Annotated in this window: 12 protein-coding genes; 6 read left to right on the forward strand and 6 right to left on the reverse strand. The window is 60.5% G+C overall.

Translation table 11 applies throughout. From position 1 onward, the window contains the following. The first annotated feature begins 193 nt into the window (after window positions 1-193). Window positions 194-850 carry a hypothetical protein gene (locus tag MWL89_RS11880; RefSeq protein WP_244386224.1) on the forward strand — a complete coding sequence of 219 codons (657 nt, stop codon included), beginning with the start codon at window positions 194-196 and terminating at the stop codon, window positions 848-850. Window positions 851-1,481: 631 nt separating this feature from the next. Here the strand turns inward: MWL89_RS11880 and MWL89_RS11885 are convergent. The 4 genes from MWL89_RS11885 to MWL89_RS11900 all read right to left on the reverse strand — a co-directional run bounded on the left by MWL89_RS11885 (window position 1,482) and on the right by MWL89_RS11900 (window position 6,954). Next, window positions 1,482-4,445, reverse strand: coding sequence for an ABC transporter permease (locus MWL89_RS11885; RefSeq protein ID WP_244386226.1), 2,964 nt, complete (start codon window positions 4,443-4,445; stop codon window positions 1,482-1,484). Then, window positions 4,442-5,125, reverse strand: a complete 684-nt coding sequence (locus tag MWL89_RS11890) for an ABC transporter ATP-binding protein (protein WP_102377526.1) — start codon at window positions 5,123-5,125, stop codon at window positions 4,442-4,444. The genes MWL89_RS11885 and MWL89_RS11890 overlap by 4 nt, the downstream gene beginning before the upstream one ends. Window positions 5,126-5,228: 103 nt before the next feature. Beyond that, window positions 5,229-6,281 (reverse strand): sensor histidine kinase, encoded by a 1,053-nt coding sequence (locus MWL89_RS11895; RefSeq protein ID WP_244386228.1) that lies wholly within the window; start codon window positions 6,279-6,281, stop codon window positions 5,229-5,231. Between the two features lies 1 nt (window position 6,282). Next, the gene (locus MWL89_RS11900) at window positions 6,283-6,954 is read right to left on the reverse strand and encodes a response regulator transcription factor (protein ID WP_102377524.1); all 672 of its coding nucleotides are present in this window, start codon (window positions 6,952-6,954) and stop codon (window positions 6,283-6,285) included. 813 nt (window positions 6,955-7,767) lie between these two features. Between MWL89_RS11900 and MWL89_RS11905 the strand changes: the two genes are divergently transcribed. Further along, window positions 7,768-8,406: a hypothetical protein gene (locus tag MWL89_RS11905; protein ID WP_244386229.1), complete on the forward strand. Its 639-nt coding sequence runs from the start codon at window positions 7,768-7,770 to the stop codon at window positions 8,404-8,406. Here MWL89_RS11905 and MWL89_RS11910 read toward each other — a convergent pair. Beyond that, the gene (locus MWL89_RS11910) at window positions 8,350-9,336 is read right to left on the reverse strand and encodes a helix-turn-helix transcriptional regulator (protein ID WP_244386231.1); all 987 of its coding nucleotides are present in this window, start codon (window positions 9,334-9,336) and stop codon (window positions 8,350-8,352) included. The two genes, MWL89_RS11905 and MWL89_RS11910, sit on opposite strands and share 57 nt — an antisense overlap. Window positions 9,337-9,811: 475 nt before the next feature. Here MWL89_RS11910 and MWL89_RS11915 point away from each other — a divergent pair, with 475 nt between their 5' ends. From MWL89_RS11915 to MWL89_RS11925, 3 genes are all read left to right on the forward strand, one after another. After that, window positions 9,812-11,443, forward strand: coding sequence for an FAD-dependent oxidoreductase (locus tag MWL89_RS11915; protein ID WP_244386233.1), 1,632 nt, complete (start codon window positions 9,812-9,814; stop codon window positions 11,441-11,443). A 163-nt stretch (window positions 11,444-11,606) separates the two neighbouring features. Further along, window positions 11,607-13,145 (forward strand): LuxR family transcriptional regulator, encoded by a 1,539-nt coding sequence (locus tag MWL89_RS11920; protein WP_244386235.1) that lies wholly within the window; start codon window positions 11,607-11,609, stop codon window positions 13,143-13,145. Between the two features lie 57 nt (window positions 13,146-13,202). Next, on the forward strand, window positions 13,203-14,108 hold the full coding sequence (locus tag MWL89_RS11925) for a LysR family transcriptional regulator (RefSeq protein WP_102377519.1): 906 nt from the start codon (window positions 13,203-13,205) through the stop codon (window positions 14,106-14,108). Window positions 14,109-14,183: 75 nt separating this feature from the next. On the opposite strand, the gene MWL89_RS11930 is transcribed toward MWL89_RS11925, so the two are convergent. Then, complete coding sequence (locus tag MWL89_RS11930) at window positions 14,184-16,037, reverse strand: FAD-binding protein (protein ID WP_102377518.1); 1,854 nt, start codon at window positions 16,035-16,037, stop codon at window positions 14,184-14,186. Between the two features lie 621 nt (window positions 16,038-16,658). Here MWL89_RS11930 and MWL89_RS11935 point away from each other — a divergent pair. After that, window positions 16,659-16,802: a hypothetical protein gene (locus MWL89_RS11935; RefSeq protein ID WP_180994956.1), complete on the forward strand. Its 144-nt coding sequence runs from the start codon at window positions 16,659-16,661 to the stop codon at window positions 16,800-16,802. Window positions 16,803-16,827: the final 25 nt, after the last annotated feature.

Consider the following 16,827-nt stretch of genomic DNA (forward strand, 5'->3'; position numbering starts at 1 on the left):
TACTCTCGACGAAAGGTCCAATTGGCTAACAGCTGCTCGTTTTCACGAAAAACACCTTGCCCTCTGTCGACCCCCTTAAGGGTCGACAGAGGAGCGAATCTCCCTGTTTGTCCTTTTGCCCCTTATTGACCCCATACCCTTGTTCCCAGAGGACAGGTTGGCTATAATGAGTTCTCGTAGGGAAAGGAGAGCTATGAAAGTCATCATGATATCGAAGGCGGCTTGGGAAGACATTCGAAAAAAATTTCAAGACGACCCTGGGTTTCGAGCCACTTCTCACGACCTTCTAGCAGAAATAAAAAGCATCGAATCCAACAACACCGCCCAACGGAGCGCTTCGTGCTTGAAGGATTTCGGAATAATCGACTCGACAGGCAAGCTCACCAAACGAGGTCAAAGATGGATTGACAATCAGGCTTATCCAGACGTCTGTTGGGAAATCATAAACGAAGCATTCCCCTCTGAAGCAATTCCCGTGCTTTCAGATGCCAAAATCGGTAGGCAGGAAAAACTAGAATGCCTTCAGGAGTTCGGTGGATTCAAGGAAGACGGAGCAAGAAAAACCCTGCGATTCTTCAACATGCTTGCCGACGCGACCGAAAAAAGTGCACTCAAGCCAGATCGTCAGAACATTGCGAAGCAAGCCAACGAGAATAAAACGTCCAACACCTGCAACCCCACATCAACAGCATCAACACCCCCCGCCCCCTCTACTAGCCAGAAGCAAGGCAAACAAGAAGTGAGCATGGTTGTCGACCCCTCATTTCCTCCAGAAAATTTAACCGCAACCCTTGAGGCAATATCTCTTGCATTCCCCAATGCAAAATTCGAAATATCAATGAAAGCATAGAATCACAGCGCCACGAGCAAAAAATCACGCAAAGGAGGATCAATGGACCCACCAGTAAAAAAGTGGTTGCCCCCGCTGCAACAGAGACAACCACGAACTCAGGAGCACAGCCCCTTTGAGCATAACGAAGTGTACCACACGAATACGTTGTGATACCAGCTGCGCTCCTCGTGATAAACATACCAGCAATTGGCCAACACCCATCACAAAGGAGAACAAGCTATGTACATAGCCGTTAGCAAGACCATACATTCGTCGCAATCGGTACCCCCGTTCTGGAGGAACAACCCGCAGATGCAAAGGGCTTTCCACTGGATCAGAAGGAATCCAGAAGCGTGGCACTTCATAGCGAATCTTGCCAAGCGAGAAGCCTCACTGCAACGAAGGACCTCGATCCAATGGATCATCGAGGAAACCCGAAGGAGGCGTTTCAAGGCGAGAAATGGGCAGCCCCTCGGCATAAACAACAGCTTGTCTCCGGCATTTGCAAGGCTGTTGATACTGGAGGTTCCAGAAATACGCCCGTACATCAAAACACGGTGCTCATCGGTGGACGACTTGCGGCACGGGTATTTATAGAGTTCCGCCGAGATGATCCACGCGGGGAGGAGCTACGGAGAAGGCTCCTCCCTCACACCGCATCGGCCCTCAGCGCGTCCACGACGTTCGACGCATGGCTTCTGCGCAGCGCGAACACGACGCTCAAAGCAAGCACGACCAGCACAACGGCCACGGCAAGCCCCACGTAGGCCCACGGCAGGCCGAACACGAGCCCCGTAAACGATATGCTCGAAGCACGGTAGAGCAAATACGTCGCCCCCACCGCTACCACAAGCCCTATCACCAAGCCGCGCACCGCATAGCTCGCACATTCGTACACGAGCATGCGCAAGAACGCCTTGTCCCCCATGCCCACCGATTTCAGCATCGCGAACTCTCGCGTGCGCAGGATGATGCTGTTCGTCAACGTATTGAACACGTTCGCTACCGATATGAGCAGCATGATAACCGCGAAGCAGGAGATGAACAGCTGCACCGCTTGCGCGATGAGGCGGTTTTGGCGAGCCGATTCGGCCACATCGAACACCCTGAAATCGAGCAGCTCGGAATCGCTTGCCAACCCCTCAAGCGCCTCGGCTGCATCCGCATGGTCCTCCGCCTTGAAGGAGAAATTCGTCCAATAGAAGTCGAACACGCTCCTGTCGCCGCTCGGGCTCGTTGCGCCGGCAGTGCTGCCCGCAACGCTTTCCGGCAAAAGAATCACGGGGAAGTGGATCGATGCGCTTCCCGAATTGACCGATGCGGGCACCTCGTCGGTCAATGCGCCCACTTCGACGGTCGTCTTCCTCGACACGTCCTCGAGCGGCTTTTCCATCGTTTCCGGCATCCCATCGCTGTACTGGTTCACGTACCCCACGACAAGGTTTCCGTCCGCATCTTCCTGCAGCCCCGTCGAACCCCACGAACCCGTATCATTCTCAAGGTTGTATTCGATCGCATACAGGTCGATCGAGCCGGTTTGCGCCAACGGCTTCACATCGGCATACGAATCGTCGCCGAAAATGCCCTGGTAGCGATTGAGCCCGATAGCCCGAGGGTTTTCGGGATCGGTATACTCCGCCACATCGAGCCCGAGGCTGCGCACCAGATCGGCCCATGATGTACCGTCGAGGTAGAAAACGGTAAGATCGCCGATGTAGTTGCCGTCGCTCCCGAAGCTCGAGGGAACCCAAGGCGAATTCCGCTGCTCATCGAGATCGGCACCCACCACGCGGCCGTCCTCCGAAATCATGTCGGCGGGAATGACCGTCTCCGCCTGACCTTGGCGATACGAACTCAAGAACTCGATGCCGCCAAGCTTTTCGGCTTTCGCCCGAAATTCATCGAGATCGTTCGAAAAGCCGTTCAGCTCCGCCATTTCAGGAGCAGATCCCGACACGATAACGTCCGCTCCGCTCCCCGCCGCGTCCTTGCTCTCGGCGCGGTCGGCTATAGGCGTCAGGTACAGCGCCACGCTTCCTGCCACCACGATGAGTGCCACGCTCACGGCGAGCGACACCACCACCGTTCGTCCGCGCGAGCTCGCCCGTGAAAGATTGCGGTGAGCTATGAACCCCGGGGCGCCGAACAGCTTCCCGGCAAGCCCCGATACGCCTGCGGGCACGCCGTTTCCGCGCTTCGCCGCACTCCCGCCTGCCGCCCGCATTCGGCGCATGGAACGCTTCGACACCTTCACATCCTGCGCCTGCCTGATGGCGTCGACGGCCGATACCTTGCCCGCTCTACGTGCGGGAATCCATGCGCTTGCGAGCAGCGTTGCAACCGAAAGCAGCACGACCACTGCAAGCACCAGCGGATCGACGGAAAGCGACACCGTTCCCCCCGTGCCCAAAAGCGCCGCAAACGCATCCTGTGTGAGCGCGAACACCACCGCAACGCCACCGATGCCCGCAAGCACGCCAACGGGTACGCCGGCGAGCCCGAGGAAGAACGCCTCGAACAGAACAGAGCGCCGCAATTGCTTTTTCGAGGCTCCGATGGACGAGAGCAGTCCGAATTGCCTCGTTCGATCGGCCACAGAAATGGCGAACGAGTTGTAGATGAGCGAAACCGACGCCACAACGATCACGATGGTCAGCACGATCGCGATCATCCAGAGCGTGCCCTCGATGGGGCGCCCGTCGGCGATACCCTGATAGCGGAACAGATTTGCATGGTACATGAGAAAAGAATGGTCTTCGGCTGTCAGACCGTTCGCGAACGCTTGAATCTCGGCAGAGCTCGAAAGGCCCTGAACAGTGAAATACACGCCGATGATCCCCTCGCTCGATGCGCCCGCGCTCGTCAAGGCAACGATCGAAGACGAAGATGCCGTAAAATCGCTCCCCCCGAAATTCGATTGGCGCTCGTAGAAACCCACAACCGTGTAATCCCGTACGCTCGCATCGACAAGTTCCTCCTCGCTCGGATACCCGTTTTCAGGGGAAAGATAACCGTTCCCGAAGCTTTCGAGCGTGCGCCGCCGTCCGTCGTTGGCGTCTTCGACCACACGCGTTCCGAGGTTGAGCGTGAGCGTGCTTCCCACCTCGAGCGCGCCGTCCGACACCACACCGGCATCCGCAGCATCTTCGCCGAGCGCAACGCCCTTGCAGTAATCGGGCAGTACGATTTCGCCAGACGACTCGGGCAAGCGGCCCTCTTCGAGTTCGGGGACTATCGTGAGCGGCGCCCCGTCGGGGGTGAACGTGCCCTTAACGGTTTCGGGATACGTCCTCACCGCAACGAACTCGCCCATGGACCTGCTATCCTGTTCGGTCAGCTTCGCCGACCCGAGCTCCCGCGAAACCGCCATATCGACCACGGTATCGCTCTGCAGAAACGATTCGTAGGCTCGCTCGGAAATCTGCGACGATGCGACTTGCCACGAACCCTCGGTTGCAAGCGTACGCTCGAGAAGCCCCGCCTGCAGGCTCGTCACGCTCGTGAACACCGCCGTGATGAGCGCGCACGACAACGCGATGCCGATGACGGAGACCACGGTGCGCACGCGGTTCTTCTTGAGGGAACGCAGCGTGAACGAGGTCATCACGCTCATCGTCTGATCCTCTCATCGCGCGCGACTCGCCCGTCCTCGATCGCGATGATGCGGTCGGCCGAAAGCGCGATGTCCTCGTCGTGCGTAATGACCACAAGCGTCTGGCCCATCTCTTTGTTCGACGCACGCAGAAGCGCCATGATCTCGCGGCTGTTCTTCGAGTCGAGGTTGCCGGTCGGCTCGTCGGCGAGCACCACCGCAGGCGCGTTCATGAGCGCCCGCCCGATGGCCACGCGCTGCTGCTGGCCGCCCGAAAGCTGGTTGGGCAGATGCCCCTCCCGTCCCTCGAGGCCGAGGGATGCAAGCAAAGAGGCCAGTCGCGCTTCGTTTACGGGGCGTCCGTCGAGCGAAACGGGAAGCGTCATGTTCTCCACCACGTTGAGCACGGGAATGAGGTTGTAGAACTGATACACCAACCCCACCTCGCGCCGCCGGAACACCGCCAGCTCCTCATCGGAGCGCGCGTATACATCGGCTCCGTTCAAGAGCACGGTACCCGATGTGGGGCGGTCAACCCCGCCCATAAGATGCAAAAGCGTCGATTTGCCCGAACCCGAAGATCCCACAATCGCGACGTATTCGCCTTCCGCTATGGAAAACGACACGTCGTCGAGTGCACGGGTCGCCGCTGGCCCCGTTCCGTAAACCTTGGTGAGATGCTGTACGGTGATGATGTCCATAGCGTCCGCCTTCTTCGTCAATGAATGCTCGAAACAAGCTTCGCAGAAGCGCCTTGCTCGGACATGACGCTCGCATTACGGAATTGTAATTCTCCTTGCGAACCTACACCGTCACCTTAGGGAAAACGATGTCGAAGCAAGCTCCGCCCGAATCGAGGTTGCCAGCCCGCAGCGACCCGCCCTGCGCCGATATCAGCGATTGCGCAAGCGAGAGGCCTATACCGAAACCCTGCGTGCGGAAAGCATCGCCGTCGCCGCGTTCCCCCAGCTCGCCGGACAGGCGATCCCCTCCCCGGTAGAAGCGCTCGAATATATGGGGAAGATCCTCTTCGGCGATACCCGGACCCGTATCCGCAATGCGGATACGGCAGGCGACGGCGTCTTGCTCCACGGTCACCGCAATGCAGCCGCCCTCGGGCGTATGCTCCATGCAGTTCTTGACGATGTTCTCGACCGCTTCGGTCGTCCAGGCACCGTCGCCCTCGAACGATTCCGCACCACTCGCGTCAACCGTGCAGGTAACGCCGCGCATGTCGAGCGCGACGGCAAGCGGGTCAACGGCGGCCTCAACGGCCCTCGGTACGTCGACAGGGCGACGTTGCAGCCGCACGGCCCCGGCGTCGAGTTTCGCCATCTTCAGCAGCGCCGTCACGAGCCACGACACCCGGTCCACCATGCGCTCGAGCTCATGGAGCCAACGCGCCCGCTCCTCTTCGCTTTTCGACCGCTCGATCACGGGAATCATCAGCTCGATCGCCGTGAGAGGGGTCCGTATCTGATGGGATACGTCGGCGAGCGCATCGGCAAGGGCGCTCTTTTCCCGCTCGAGCGACTCCGCAGTGCGGGCAAGACGCGCGACCATCTTTGCAACCTCGTTGCGCAGCACCGCCACATCGCCCTCGCGGCAATCGGTGAGATCGACACGGCGCCCCGCATGGAGCACCTCGTCGATCTCGGAGGAAAGCCGCGTTATTTCACGATGGCGCATCAGCGAGAACACGCAGAACAGCAAGACGGCAACGAAGCCTGCGATGGCGGCGCCAACGGCCGCAGCTCCCCCCGCAATGGCAAAGGCTCCGACGCATACGATCGCCTGTGCCGCAACGAGGATAGCCGTCTGCCGCGCGAGGGCGGGATTTCGTACGAAAGCGCCCATGTCAGTTTCCCGCCTTATAGCCGAGACCGCGCACGGTCACGATGATCTTCGGATCGGACGGATCGTCCTCGATGCGCTCGCGCAGGCGCTTGATGTACACGTTGATGGCGTTATCGCTCACGTACTCGCCCGCGCTGTCCCACAGCGCATTGCGCATGCGCTCCCGCGAGACGAGCGAACCCGCATGCTGGGCGAACAGGAGCAGCAATCGGTATTCGAGCGCGGAGAGCACGATTTCGCTGCCCCGCTTGCGCACGGTAGCGGAAACGGGATCGATTTCGACATCGCCGAGAACGAGCTGAGCCGCCGTTCCCTGCGTACGGCGCAGTGCGGCGTTGATGCGGGCGAGCAGCTCGCGCGCCCGAAACGGCTTAGCGATGTAATCAATCGCACCCATATCGAGGCCAGCGACGGTGCTGTACTCGTCATCGGAAGCCGTCAGAAACATGACGGGCATGGCAGGTGCCTTTTCGCGGGCGGCGGCGCACACGGCGAAGCCGCTCCCCTGCTCGAGCGAAACGTCGAGCAGGGCAAGATCGTACGAAGAGGATTCGAGCAGACCCACCGCCTCGTCTTGGCGAGACGAGGATGCAACCTCGTACCCCTCGCTCTCAAGCAGGTTCGAAAGAGCGGCCACGATAGCCGCGTCGTCTTCCACGAGCAGTATGCGCATACACTACCTCCAACAGGTTTCGACTCACCGCATGATACGCTAGTCGCTCGGTGCGCGCCAACCCGACGGCTCGTCTGATCCGCTTGAACCATCAAACGGATATCGAAGCACATGCAACCTGCAGCGCACGGCGTTCTTGCGCGCCGATGCCGACCGCCGGTGGACGCCGCACGCAGGTCGATGCGGTTCGCTGGTGGATGCAGCTCGCAGGTGGATGAGTCCCGCAGGTGGACGCGGCTCGCAGGTGGATGAGTCCCGCAGGCTAACATCGTCCGCAGACAGGAGCGGTTCGCAGGCGGACGCGTCCGTTATGCACGTTTTTCCGCACCGTGTTGCAGCAAGATGGCTGAACGGTCCCTCTCTACGGGTTTTTCCTCATTGTGTTGCGTTTGATGGCCGTTTCGGGCAGGTTTCCAGACTTTCGCGAGCCAATGCCGACCGAGTTTTCGCGTAGGCGCAGGTCGAGGCGTCGGGCGTGCGAGCAGCTCCGCTCCAAATGCAACACAACGAAGAAAAACCCGCTCGAGGAGCGTATCAGCCCGATCGGTGTACTTGCAAGCAGCCCCAAAGGCAGCCCCGCGCTTCGACGCCCAAAACCCCAACGGGCACATGCCGATATCGGCAGCCCAAACGCACCTCGAACCCAGAGCGCCGCGGGCCGTCCATCCTGGTTCTCGGAAATCGAACGCAACAGCGAGGTCACTCGTTTCGAAAAGCTCCGACAAGCTGTCCCGGATTTCGTACATCTGTTCTTCTCATTGCCTGTATCCTCTTGAGAAAGACCGACGAACGCCACAGACGATAAGGAAGCGCATGAACATGAAGAGCACAGGAGCCCATGCACCCATCATCTGCCGAATCAAGAAATGGAACGATCGCCTCAAAGATCTCTCCGGCTCGTACATCGCCGATATCCTGTGCGCGCGAAACACCCTGATCGGCGAATGGGTGCTTGACGCTCCGATCATCATAAGACTCGAAACATGCGACATCGCCGTCATGCCATCGCGCGACGGCAAGCCACTGCTCTGTTTCGGAGACATCGACACCGATGCGCCATACCTCCAAAGCGGCATCCCAAGCAGTCCGGCCGAAAGCCCCCATGCGGCAAGCGCCGGCAGCGAAGGCGGCCCGGTTGCGCAGTGGGAAAGCTACCGGCCTCTTTCGCGCATGATGGGAGCGAAGACCGAGCGGCTTACCGTCCACCCAGGCGAGTGCGCTTCGTCGATCGCGCTTGAAATCCTTGCAGGCGAAGACGAATGCCTACGCGTGCTTGCCAGCAAAAGCGCGTGCGCGATCAGAACCGTCCGGAGAAATCGGCAGATCGAAGACTCCCGCTTTCTCGCCCTCACGATTGGCGGCACGACCGAACGGCCCAAAGGCGCTTCCCCTTGGTCACCTCCCGTACGCTTCCACGATCCGAGCGAGGTAGTCCCGATACTCGCAAGCTAGCGATTTGGGCTTCTCGATGCGCACGCGGTCGCCGAACTGGGCAAGCCAGCCGAAGAACACGGGGCTCTTCATCACGACGGCGCTCACGCGTGCACAGCCTTCGCCGGTTGGTACCGACTGCACGTCTTTGCCGAACCGGTCGATCACGGCACTCATAGCCTCTTCCTCAACCAGAAGCTCGGCCGAAACCGGCTTGCCGCTGTACATGCCGAACGCACGATCCTCGAGCTTCTGCGGATCGAAGTTCGCAATCCGCTCGTTGCGCTGCGCGGGCTCGTCGAGCACCTCGATCTCGTCCATGCGATCCACACGGTAGTTTACGAAATCGTCGTGCTTCTCGTTGAATGCGACCAGATAGTAGCACCCATCCGAGTAAACGAGCTGCACGGGCGTCTCAGCATAGCGCTCTCCGCCGTGCTGTAGGGTCTTTTCCTTCGCTGCATCGTATTTGAAATAGAAAAACGAGACCCTACGCCGTTTAGCGAGCGCCTCCTGAATGCGGTCGACGTTGTTGAACACCGATTCGTTCTGTGTTTTGATGCGGCCTTCCACATGCAGCCGCTTATCGAGAAGCTTACGCTGACGCTCCGAGGCGAGCTTCTTGACGCTGCGGACGAGCGCGTCACTCTTGCGCTGCGTGAGGAAGCGCGAGCTCTGCACTGCATCCACGAGCAGTAACAGCTCCGGAAAGGCGAAGTCGCGATCCTCGACCGCGTACTCGACCGGCTTTCGCTGGTACGTTCGCACGTCCAAGCCGAAATCACGCAGAGTCTCGATGTCGCGGTAGATCGATTTGCGCTCCGCAGATATCCCCCGATCCTCGAGTCTGTCGATGATCTGCGACATGGTGAGCCCGCACGCGGAATCGGTTTCCTCGTTGAGCATCTTCATCAGGTACAGCAGTTTGAGCTTCTGACGTCCTTCGGCCATGACTCCCCTTTACGACCAGGCGACCTGCAGTCGCACGCGTTTTGCAGCGATAGGGTTTCCATGATAATGGACTCTCCGCAATTTCTGTCCCTAATATGGTACACATACCGTCCGTTTCCGTGGCACCGGCCTATCCATAGCACGTGCCTGCGCCGAGAATCTCGGCGGTACGCTCACGGCGGAAAGCGCCGACGGCACCACGACGTTCGAGCTATCGCTGCCCTCGCCTCGGTAGCCGCAAGCCTCGCGCGTACTTCAGACCGTCCCACCCTCGGGCGCGCCATATCGCCTCGGCATCGATTCACCTGATCGGATGCCCGTCTACCCCGGACTAGTCCGAATAGTTGAGCGCCAAATCCGCTTTCTAGACGCTTTGCACGATGCGCCTTTCCGCCCGCGCCCCTAGCATGAAGCCATTCCGCCGCAATCGAAACACAGCGGCGAGAGGGAATCAAACGAAGGAAGGGAGACAGTCATGGAACTCGATCGCAGGAGCTTTATCAAGGGTGGCGTCGCGCTGGGAGGCGCCGCAGCATTGGCGGGACTTGCGGGATGCGCCTCGCCCGCGCAGAGCGCATCCGAGAACGGCGGCACCGAGCAGAGACCTGAGGCAGCCAAGGACTACAAGGCGAAGCCGGAGCCCATCAGCGACGACCAGATCGCCGAAACGCTCGAAGCCGACATCGTGGTCGTCGGGGCGGGCAACGCGGGAGCCGTCGCTGCGGCAACCGCTTCCGAAGAGGGTGCGAGCGTCATCGTGCTGCAGAAAATCGAGAGCGTCTACTCGCACGGCTTCGTGTTCACCGCCATCGGCAGCAAAATGCAGAAGGATATGGGCTACGACGTGAACGGCTGGGAGATCGTCGGTGACATGAACCGCGAGACCGGCTGCAACCTCGGCAAGTGGGAGGTGCTCGGCAACTGGGTCAACTACAGCGGCAATCTTGCCGACTGGATCGTCGAGCGCTTCGGCGAGACGAAGTACGGGCCGTTCATCATCGAAGAGCCCGTGGCGCCCTCGGAGCATTGGAACCGCTCGTATCAGACCACCTTCATCCCCGTCGGCGAGATGATCGGCACGGGCACCATGATGACGCTCGCCACCGAGCTCGTGAACGACGCGGTCGAACGCGGCAACACCGAGGTTCGCTACAACACGCCGGCCGTCCAGCTGCGCCAGGATGAAAGCGGGCGCGTCACGGGCGTCATCGGCCAAACCGAAGCGGGCGAGTACATCCTCTGCAACGCGAAGAAGGGCGTCATCCTGGCGGCAGGCGGCTACGAGTGCAATCCCGAGATGCGCGCCGAATACCTCCAGCAGGCAGACGGCCTTGACTCGGCCTACACCCGCCCCGACGTAACCACAGGCGACGGCATCCTCATGGGCATGTGGGCCGGTGGCCAGATCCAGCGCTCGCCGCATTGCTCGAACATCCACTACGATCCGAGCCTGAGGTTCCACACGCTGCAGGGCACGACCATCCCGTTCCTGCGCGTCAACGCCGAAGGCGTGCGCTTCTCGAACGAGGATGTGAGCTACGACGAGGTGTGGGCGCAGGATGTGCGCCAGCCCGATCAGATGCACTTCCAGATATTCGACGACAACTACATGGAGGACCTGCCTAACATGGGCACCGGCATGACCCAGTACGGCGACTGGACCATGATCGTTCCCGACGGCGTTGAAAACGGCTGGGTGTACAAGGCCGACACCATCGAGGATCTCGCCGAGCAGATGGGCGTTCCCGCCGACGCCTTCGCCGCAACCGTCAAGCGCTACAACGAGCTTGCCGAGGGCGACTACGACTACGAGCCCGATTTCGGGAAGCTCGGCTACAAGGTGAAGCCGATCGCGAAGGCGCCGTTCTACGCAATCCCCCGCCACGCATCGGTGCTCACCACGCTGAGCGGCCTCGAGGTGAACGCCGACATGCAGGTGCTCGGCGAAGACGGCAAGCCGATCGAGGGGCTCTATGCCGCCGGCAACAACTCGGGCAACTTCTTCGGGGGCGTCTACCAGAAGATGTCGACGCCGGGCATGAGCGTCGGCAGGGCGTTTCTGACCGGACGCGTTGCCGCCTGGCGCGCCTGCGGCATCACCGACTAGCCCGCCAAGCAAGCAGCCGCCCGTCGAACCGAAAAGGCAATCGCATACCGACCGACTCCCTCGGCGCAACGCACCGATACGGTGCCCGCCGAGGGATCGGTGCGTAAAGGCGGTATAATGCTCGAATACTGAACATACGACCTATAAGGCATTCGGAGGTTCATTGATACCGAACAGGACACTCGATTGCGCGGAAGCGCGCTGGCCGACCATGGGGTTTCTTTCTTTGGGCCTCATGTGGGGATGGCTCGATGTCCAAACCTCCTCGTTTACGCTCTTTCCCCCCGAATCCTCGGGCAATCCAGCGGGCCTGGAAACCTATCTGTACTGGTTCTCGCTCTTCATGACCGTCGCCATTCTGCTCGGCGTGCTCCTCTACCGAAAGATCGACGCCTCGTTCAAACGACCGAGCGCGTTCGTTGCCGCCGCCTGCTTGCTTTCGGGAAGCATCGCCGTCAGCGCCGCGATCGGCGTCGGCTGGATACCCATCGACTTCGTCTGGGTCGGAGCGGGGCTCGCAGGCGTCGGGGCGGCATGGTTCATGATGTCGTGCGCCAACGCCTACATCAACCTGAAGGCCAAAGACCTGTTCATCTCCGTCGGCCTCTCGAAGATCATCGGCATCGCCTACTACTTCGTCACCGTCTCGCTGCCGTCTGCCCTCTCGCTTCTGTCGCTTGCGCTCACGCCGGTCATCGTTGCGATCTTCCTCCGTCGGATCAACTGCCCGAAAGGGCCTCCGGAAAGCACGCCGAAAACCGCAGGCTCCCGCGGCACCCAAAACTTCTTCGCCCGGACGACCGACGAGTTCAGCGCGCTCGGCATATCGAAGAAGAGCGTCCTCAAGCTTTCGATGGTCTGCTTCGTCGTGTTCTTCATCGCCGTGCTCACCAAGCAGGAGGGCTTGGCCGCATCGGATCTCGACGCCTCGTCCATGTCGTTTCAGCTCATCAACTTCGGCACGCTGCTCTTGAGCCTTCTGTTCGTCCTCATCGTGGTGGCGCCGCCCAAGCAGGAGCTCATCGCCCTGACGAAGGGGTTCTACGCAGCGATGGCCGTCATCGTGATCCTCTTCATCGCCACCACGCTCGGCTCCTACCACTCCCCCGCGTTCTCGTGGATCACAGGATCGCTGCGCAACATGCTCGACGCCGTGGTGTTCGCCATAAGCGCGCTGCTCATCAGGCGCCTCCATACCTCGACCGCGCAAACCTACGGGCTCATCTGCGGGTTCCCCGTGTGCCTCGGGGGCTTTTTCGGCCACGCGCTCGTGAACACCTCCCTGTTCGCCGGAACCGAGCAGATGTACTACCTGACGCTCGGCATCGATCTGGTTGCGGTCATACTCCTGTTCACGGTATTCACCCCGCGCGACCTCGAGCTTCTGTTCGCGGTGGGCATAGCCGAGCTCCCCGCAACCGACGAGCGCCACCAACCCGAGCGCACCGAAGAGGCCTTCGACGACATCGTGGCCGAGGCCAACTTCTCAACGCGCGAAGCGGAGGTGTTCGCCTTGCTCATGGACGGTTACACGATCCGCCTCATCTCCCAAGAGCTGCACATCTCGCAGAGCACCGTGAAAACGCACATCTCCAAGATCTACCTCAAAACAAACGTCGCCACGCGCGAGGAGTTGTTCATAAAGCTGAAATCGCCAGGGAGCAAAGAGGCAGTCGGGGGGAAGAAGCCGGGAAACGCATAGCGCATTGATCGACATGCGCACGGGCCGGACGCGCTGCAAGGGAAGAGGGAGCCGCACATGGAGCTGCATCAACTGAAGTACATCGCATCGGTCGCCCGATGCGGAAGCGTGGCGAAAGCCTCGGAGGACCTGTATGTATCCAAGCAGGCCATCTCGAAGGCGATACGCTCGCTCGAACAGGAGCTCGGTTTCGACATCTTCAACCGCGACGGCAAGATGAGCCCAACCGAAGAGGGCACCGAGATACTCAAGCACGCCGATAACGTGCTGCGCGAGCTGGACGAAGTCGATCTGTATCTCGATGCGCGCCGCACGGGATCAACCGAACGCACGACCATCTCGATCTCGTTCAAATCGTTTCCGCTCGACTACCTGTTCTTCAACGACGCCCTCGAGCCGATACGGCTCATGCACGAGTTCAGGAACCGCACGCCGGGCTGCACCATCGCCACCTACAAGCTCTCCGACACGGCAACGCTCAACGCGCTCGCAGACGGGTCCATTGACATCGGGTTCGTCCACGGCGAATACGAGCGCCCCGGCATCAAGTTCGTTCCCGTATCGATGGTCGAAACGAGGGTCATCACGCTCAAAGGGAATTCCTTCTGCGAAAAAGCCCCCGTCAAGCTCGCCGATCTCAAGGGCGTCCCCATCCGAAGCCCCTTCGATTTCGACTGCTTCACCCGCCTGTTCATCTCGCGCTGCCGCGAATGCGGATTCGAGCCGCTCTTCCAGGAAGTTCCCTTGAACGACGACGCCATCAACGTGTTCTGCAACGAAGGCGGAGTCCATCTGCAGCCCTTCGACCCCGCGATGAAGACGGCCTACCCCGAATCGGAGTTCATGGCATTCCATCCGGAGGATCGGATCGATCTGCCCCTTTGCCTCGCCTACAGCGAATCGAACGCGAAGCCCCAAGCCGCAAAGCTCGCCACGTTCATCCGCAACGGGGTGCGCCGTTAGCGCACCGCAAGCACGGCGGGGCCGCCTCGGACGAGACGGCCCCGCATTGGGAGGGGTTTTAGGGCTCGGCGTGCGCTAGCCCTCGTTTTCGATGAGGCACTGGGCTGCGATCCAGCCGGTGATCCAGCTCGTGCCCACGCCGCCGAACACCGTCGAATTCCAGAAGCATCCGTAGTTCGCTTCACCCGAAAGTCCGCCCGCCGTAGTCGCGTTGGCGTACAGACCGTCGATGAGCGTGCCGTCCTCTCTCATGACCTGCAGGTTCTCGTCGGTGCGCAGGCCGCACATGGTCTTGGCCATCTGGCCGCCCACGATCGCGCCGTAGAACGGCGGATCCTGGACGGGGTGGAGCCACGTGGGGTCGTACGGGGTCGACATGTCCTCGTCGACGCCCTTGGCGCACATCTCGTTGTACTCCTCGACGGCCTTTTTCAGCACGGCGGGATCGAGCGTCAGCATCTCGGCAAGCTCTTCGAGCGTGTCGGCCTTCTTGACCGCACCGCGCGCGACCGCATCCTCGACTTCCGCAAGCCAGTCGGCCGAAACGAGACCGCCGTTGTCGATGAGCGTATCGGCATCGGTGATCGGAATGCGGTTGCGGTCCGATTGGGTGGGCAGGAGCACGTTGTTCTCGAACACGTTTTCGGGGAAGTTCGAGTCGCAGATGGAGTACACCTTGTGCCCCACCGCCGACATCCATGCCGCGCAGTTGCTCAAGTCGCCCATCTGTCCGCCGGGGTTCGCGAAGAGCTCTTGGGTCTGGGCGAAGTACGGCTGGCGGTTGCCGCGCTTGTCGATGATGAGCCACGGGTTGTGGAACAGCTGGCGCTCGCCGTGCCAGAAGTAGTGCCAGAACTGGCCGTCGCCACCCGAAGTTTCCTCGTCGATGGCGCCCTCCCAGCAGCTCCACGAATCGTATCCCGCGAAGTCGGCACCGAGTCCGAGGCCCATGCGGAACACCTCTCCGGTATGGGACGGCATGGGGCCGCCCTGCACCGTGCCCTCGTACGCGCTCGGCAGGTACGCCTGGATGAGGTCGCGGTTCATGCCGAAGCCGCCCGCAGAAAGGATGACGCCCTTGTTCGCTTTAATGAAGCTTTCCTTGCCGCCCGATTCGGCAACCACGCCGAGAACGCGCGTTCCGTCGGAAACGAGGTTTGCGCACTTGGTCGACAGGCGGATATCGGCGCCTTCGGCGAGAGCCACCGCCTCCATTGCGTTCGTGGGGTTGTCCATACCGAGCACCACGCTCTGCTTGCCGTCATGCACGTCTTTGTCGTGCCAGATGGGGCCGAGGCAGACCATGTTCATGCCATCCTGCTCCATGATCCAGTCGCACGCAGGGCCCGACATCTCGAGCATGTTCTTCAGGTACTTTTCGTCGATCGAATAGGAGTTGTCCTGTTCGTACATGCGCATGAAAGCATGCACGTCGGGCGGGAACGTCGGCACCGAGAACTCCATCTCGTTCTGCTCTTTCGAGCCGCCGAACACATTGGCGAACGTGCAGGCATGGCGGCTCGCCCCGCCGACGATACCCTCTTTCTCGATGCCGATCACCGTAAGCCCCTGTTGCGCCAGATACGCCGTGGCCACGAGTCCCCCGCCGCCGACGCCGACGACGACCACGTCGGCCTCGTCGTCCCACGCCTCAGGCGGATCGACGGGCAGGATCGGAGCGGCATCGGGCAGATCGGCGCCCTTGACGCGCTCGGCGAGCCGCGCCGTTATCTCGTCAGTCGGAGCCGAAGCACCTTCTGCAGAACCTTCAGAGCCCTTCGACTCCGACGATGCAGGCGCCGCGCAACCGGCGAGCGCTACGCCGCCGAGCGCCGCTGCGCTCGCCATGAGTCCGCCTTTGACAAACGACCTGCGCGAAAACGCGGACGACGTTTTTTCTTCCGTGATTTTCTTACGCGATGTTTCCATGCTGTTCCCTCCAATGATCAAGTCCGGCGCAAGGAAATCGGGCTTCCGACCCTCGCACCGCAATCAATTGCTCTATCCCCGGGGTGCACTGAACACTCTCACGTGTTTTGGCTCTTCGAGCGTATCACGGCGGCGGAGCCGCGCCCGTCAAGCATGCATTGACGGGCAGGCAACTTCTCGTTGTCGAAAATGCGGTTGACCAACACCGACAATCTCATGGAGCAACCTTATTGACTGTGATTATTTCATCGGGCGCCTCCCTGTACCGACGAGCATCAGTTTGGACTATTCGCAAAATAGGGGTTCGCATCACCCAGATTCGATGGGCAGCCATCGAAAATCGCGATCGAATAGCGGTGCCTAGCGTCTGCTCGCCATAGCGAAGGCGGCATCCCCGACAACCGCGAAGCAGGTCGCGCATCATGCATTCTCGATATTCGAATAGCCCGTCAAGCAGCACCGGTGAAATCATCCTCTAATGATTCCACTGAGAATGTTGCGCCGCGTAAGGAGGCAAGGCGGGAGCCAGCCGTTCGGCCATGCACCGGGAAAGAGGTTCATCGCTCTCGAAGCAAAAACAGAGGGGAAGAGAAGATGGCGCTGTAAGGCAAGATGAAAGACATGGCAAACTCGGCAATGTCACAGGCGCACGAGACGCAAACCGCATCGAAGACCCTGGAGTTCCCCAAGGGATTCGACGTACAGCCGCTCTACCGCATGCTCGAAGAGCTGGCTTACGCGAACATCGAGAGAATGAACTCCTGACGACATCGAAAAGCGAAATGATCCG

The sequence above is a fragment of the Raoultibacter timonensis genome (genome assembly GCF_022845715.1).
Lineage (GTDB): Bacteria > Actinomycetota > Coriobacteriia > Coriobacteriales > Eggerthellaceae > Raoultibacter > Raoultibacter timonensis.

Bases quoted from the DNA above. Each gene is read 5' to 3' on its own strand.
- MWL89_RS11880 (WP_244386224.1), top strand. From the start codon at position 194: ATGAAAGTCATCATGATATCGAAGGCGGCTTGGGAAGACATTCGAAAA.
- MWL89_RS11885 (WP_244386226.1), bottom strand. From the start codon at position 4,445: ATGAGCGTGATGACCTCGTTCACGCTGCGTTCCCTCAAGAAGAACCGC.
- MWL89_RS11890 (WP_102377526.1), bottom strand. From the start codon at position 5,125: ATGGACATCATCACCGTACAGCATCTCACCAAGGTTTACGGAACGGGG.
- MWL89_RS11895 (WP_244386228.1), bottom strand. From the start codon at position 6,281: ATGGGCGCTTTCGTACGAAATCCCGCCCTCGCGCGGCAGACGGCTATC.
- MWL89_RS11900 (WP_102377524.1), bottom strand. From the start codon at position 6,954: ATGCGCATACTGCTCGTGGAAGACGACGCGGCTATCGTGGCCGCTCTT.
- MWL89_RS11905 (WP_244386229.1), top strand. From the start codon at position 7,768: ATGAACATGAAGAGCACAGGAGCCCATGCACCCATCATCTGCCGAATC.
- MWL89_RS11910 (WP_244386231.1), bottom strand. From the start codon at position 9,336: ATGGCCGAAGGACGTCAGAAGCTCAAACTGCTGTACCTGATGAAGATG.
- MWL89_RS11915 (WP_244386233.1), top strand. From the start codon at position 9,812: ATGGAACTCGATCGCAGGAGCTTTATCAAGGGTGGCGTCGCGCTGGGA.
- MWL89_RS11925 (WP_102377519.1), top strand. From the start codon at position 13,203: ATGGAGCTGCATCAACTGAAGTACATCGCATCGGTCGCCCGATGCGGA.
- MWL89_RS11930 (WP_102377518.1), bottom strand. From the start codon at position 16,037: ATGGAAACATCGCGTAAGAAAATCACGGAAGAAAAAACGTCGTCCGCG.
- MWL89_RS11935 (WP_180994956.1), top strand. From the start codon at position 16,659: ATGGCAAACTCGGCAATGTCACAGGCGCACGAGACGCAAACCGCATCG.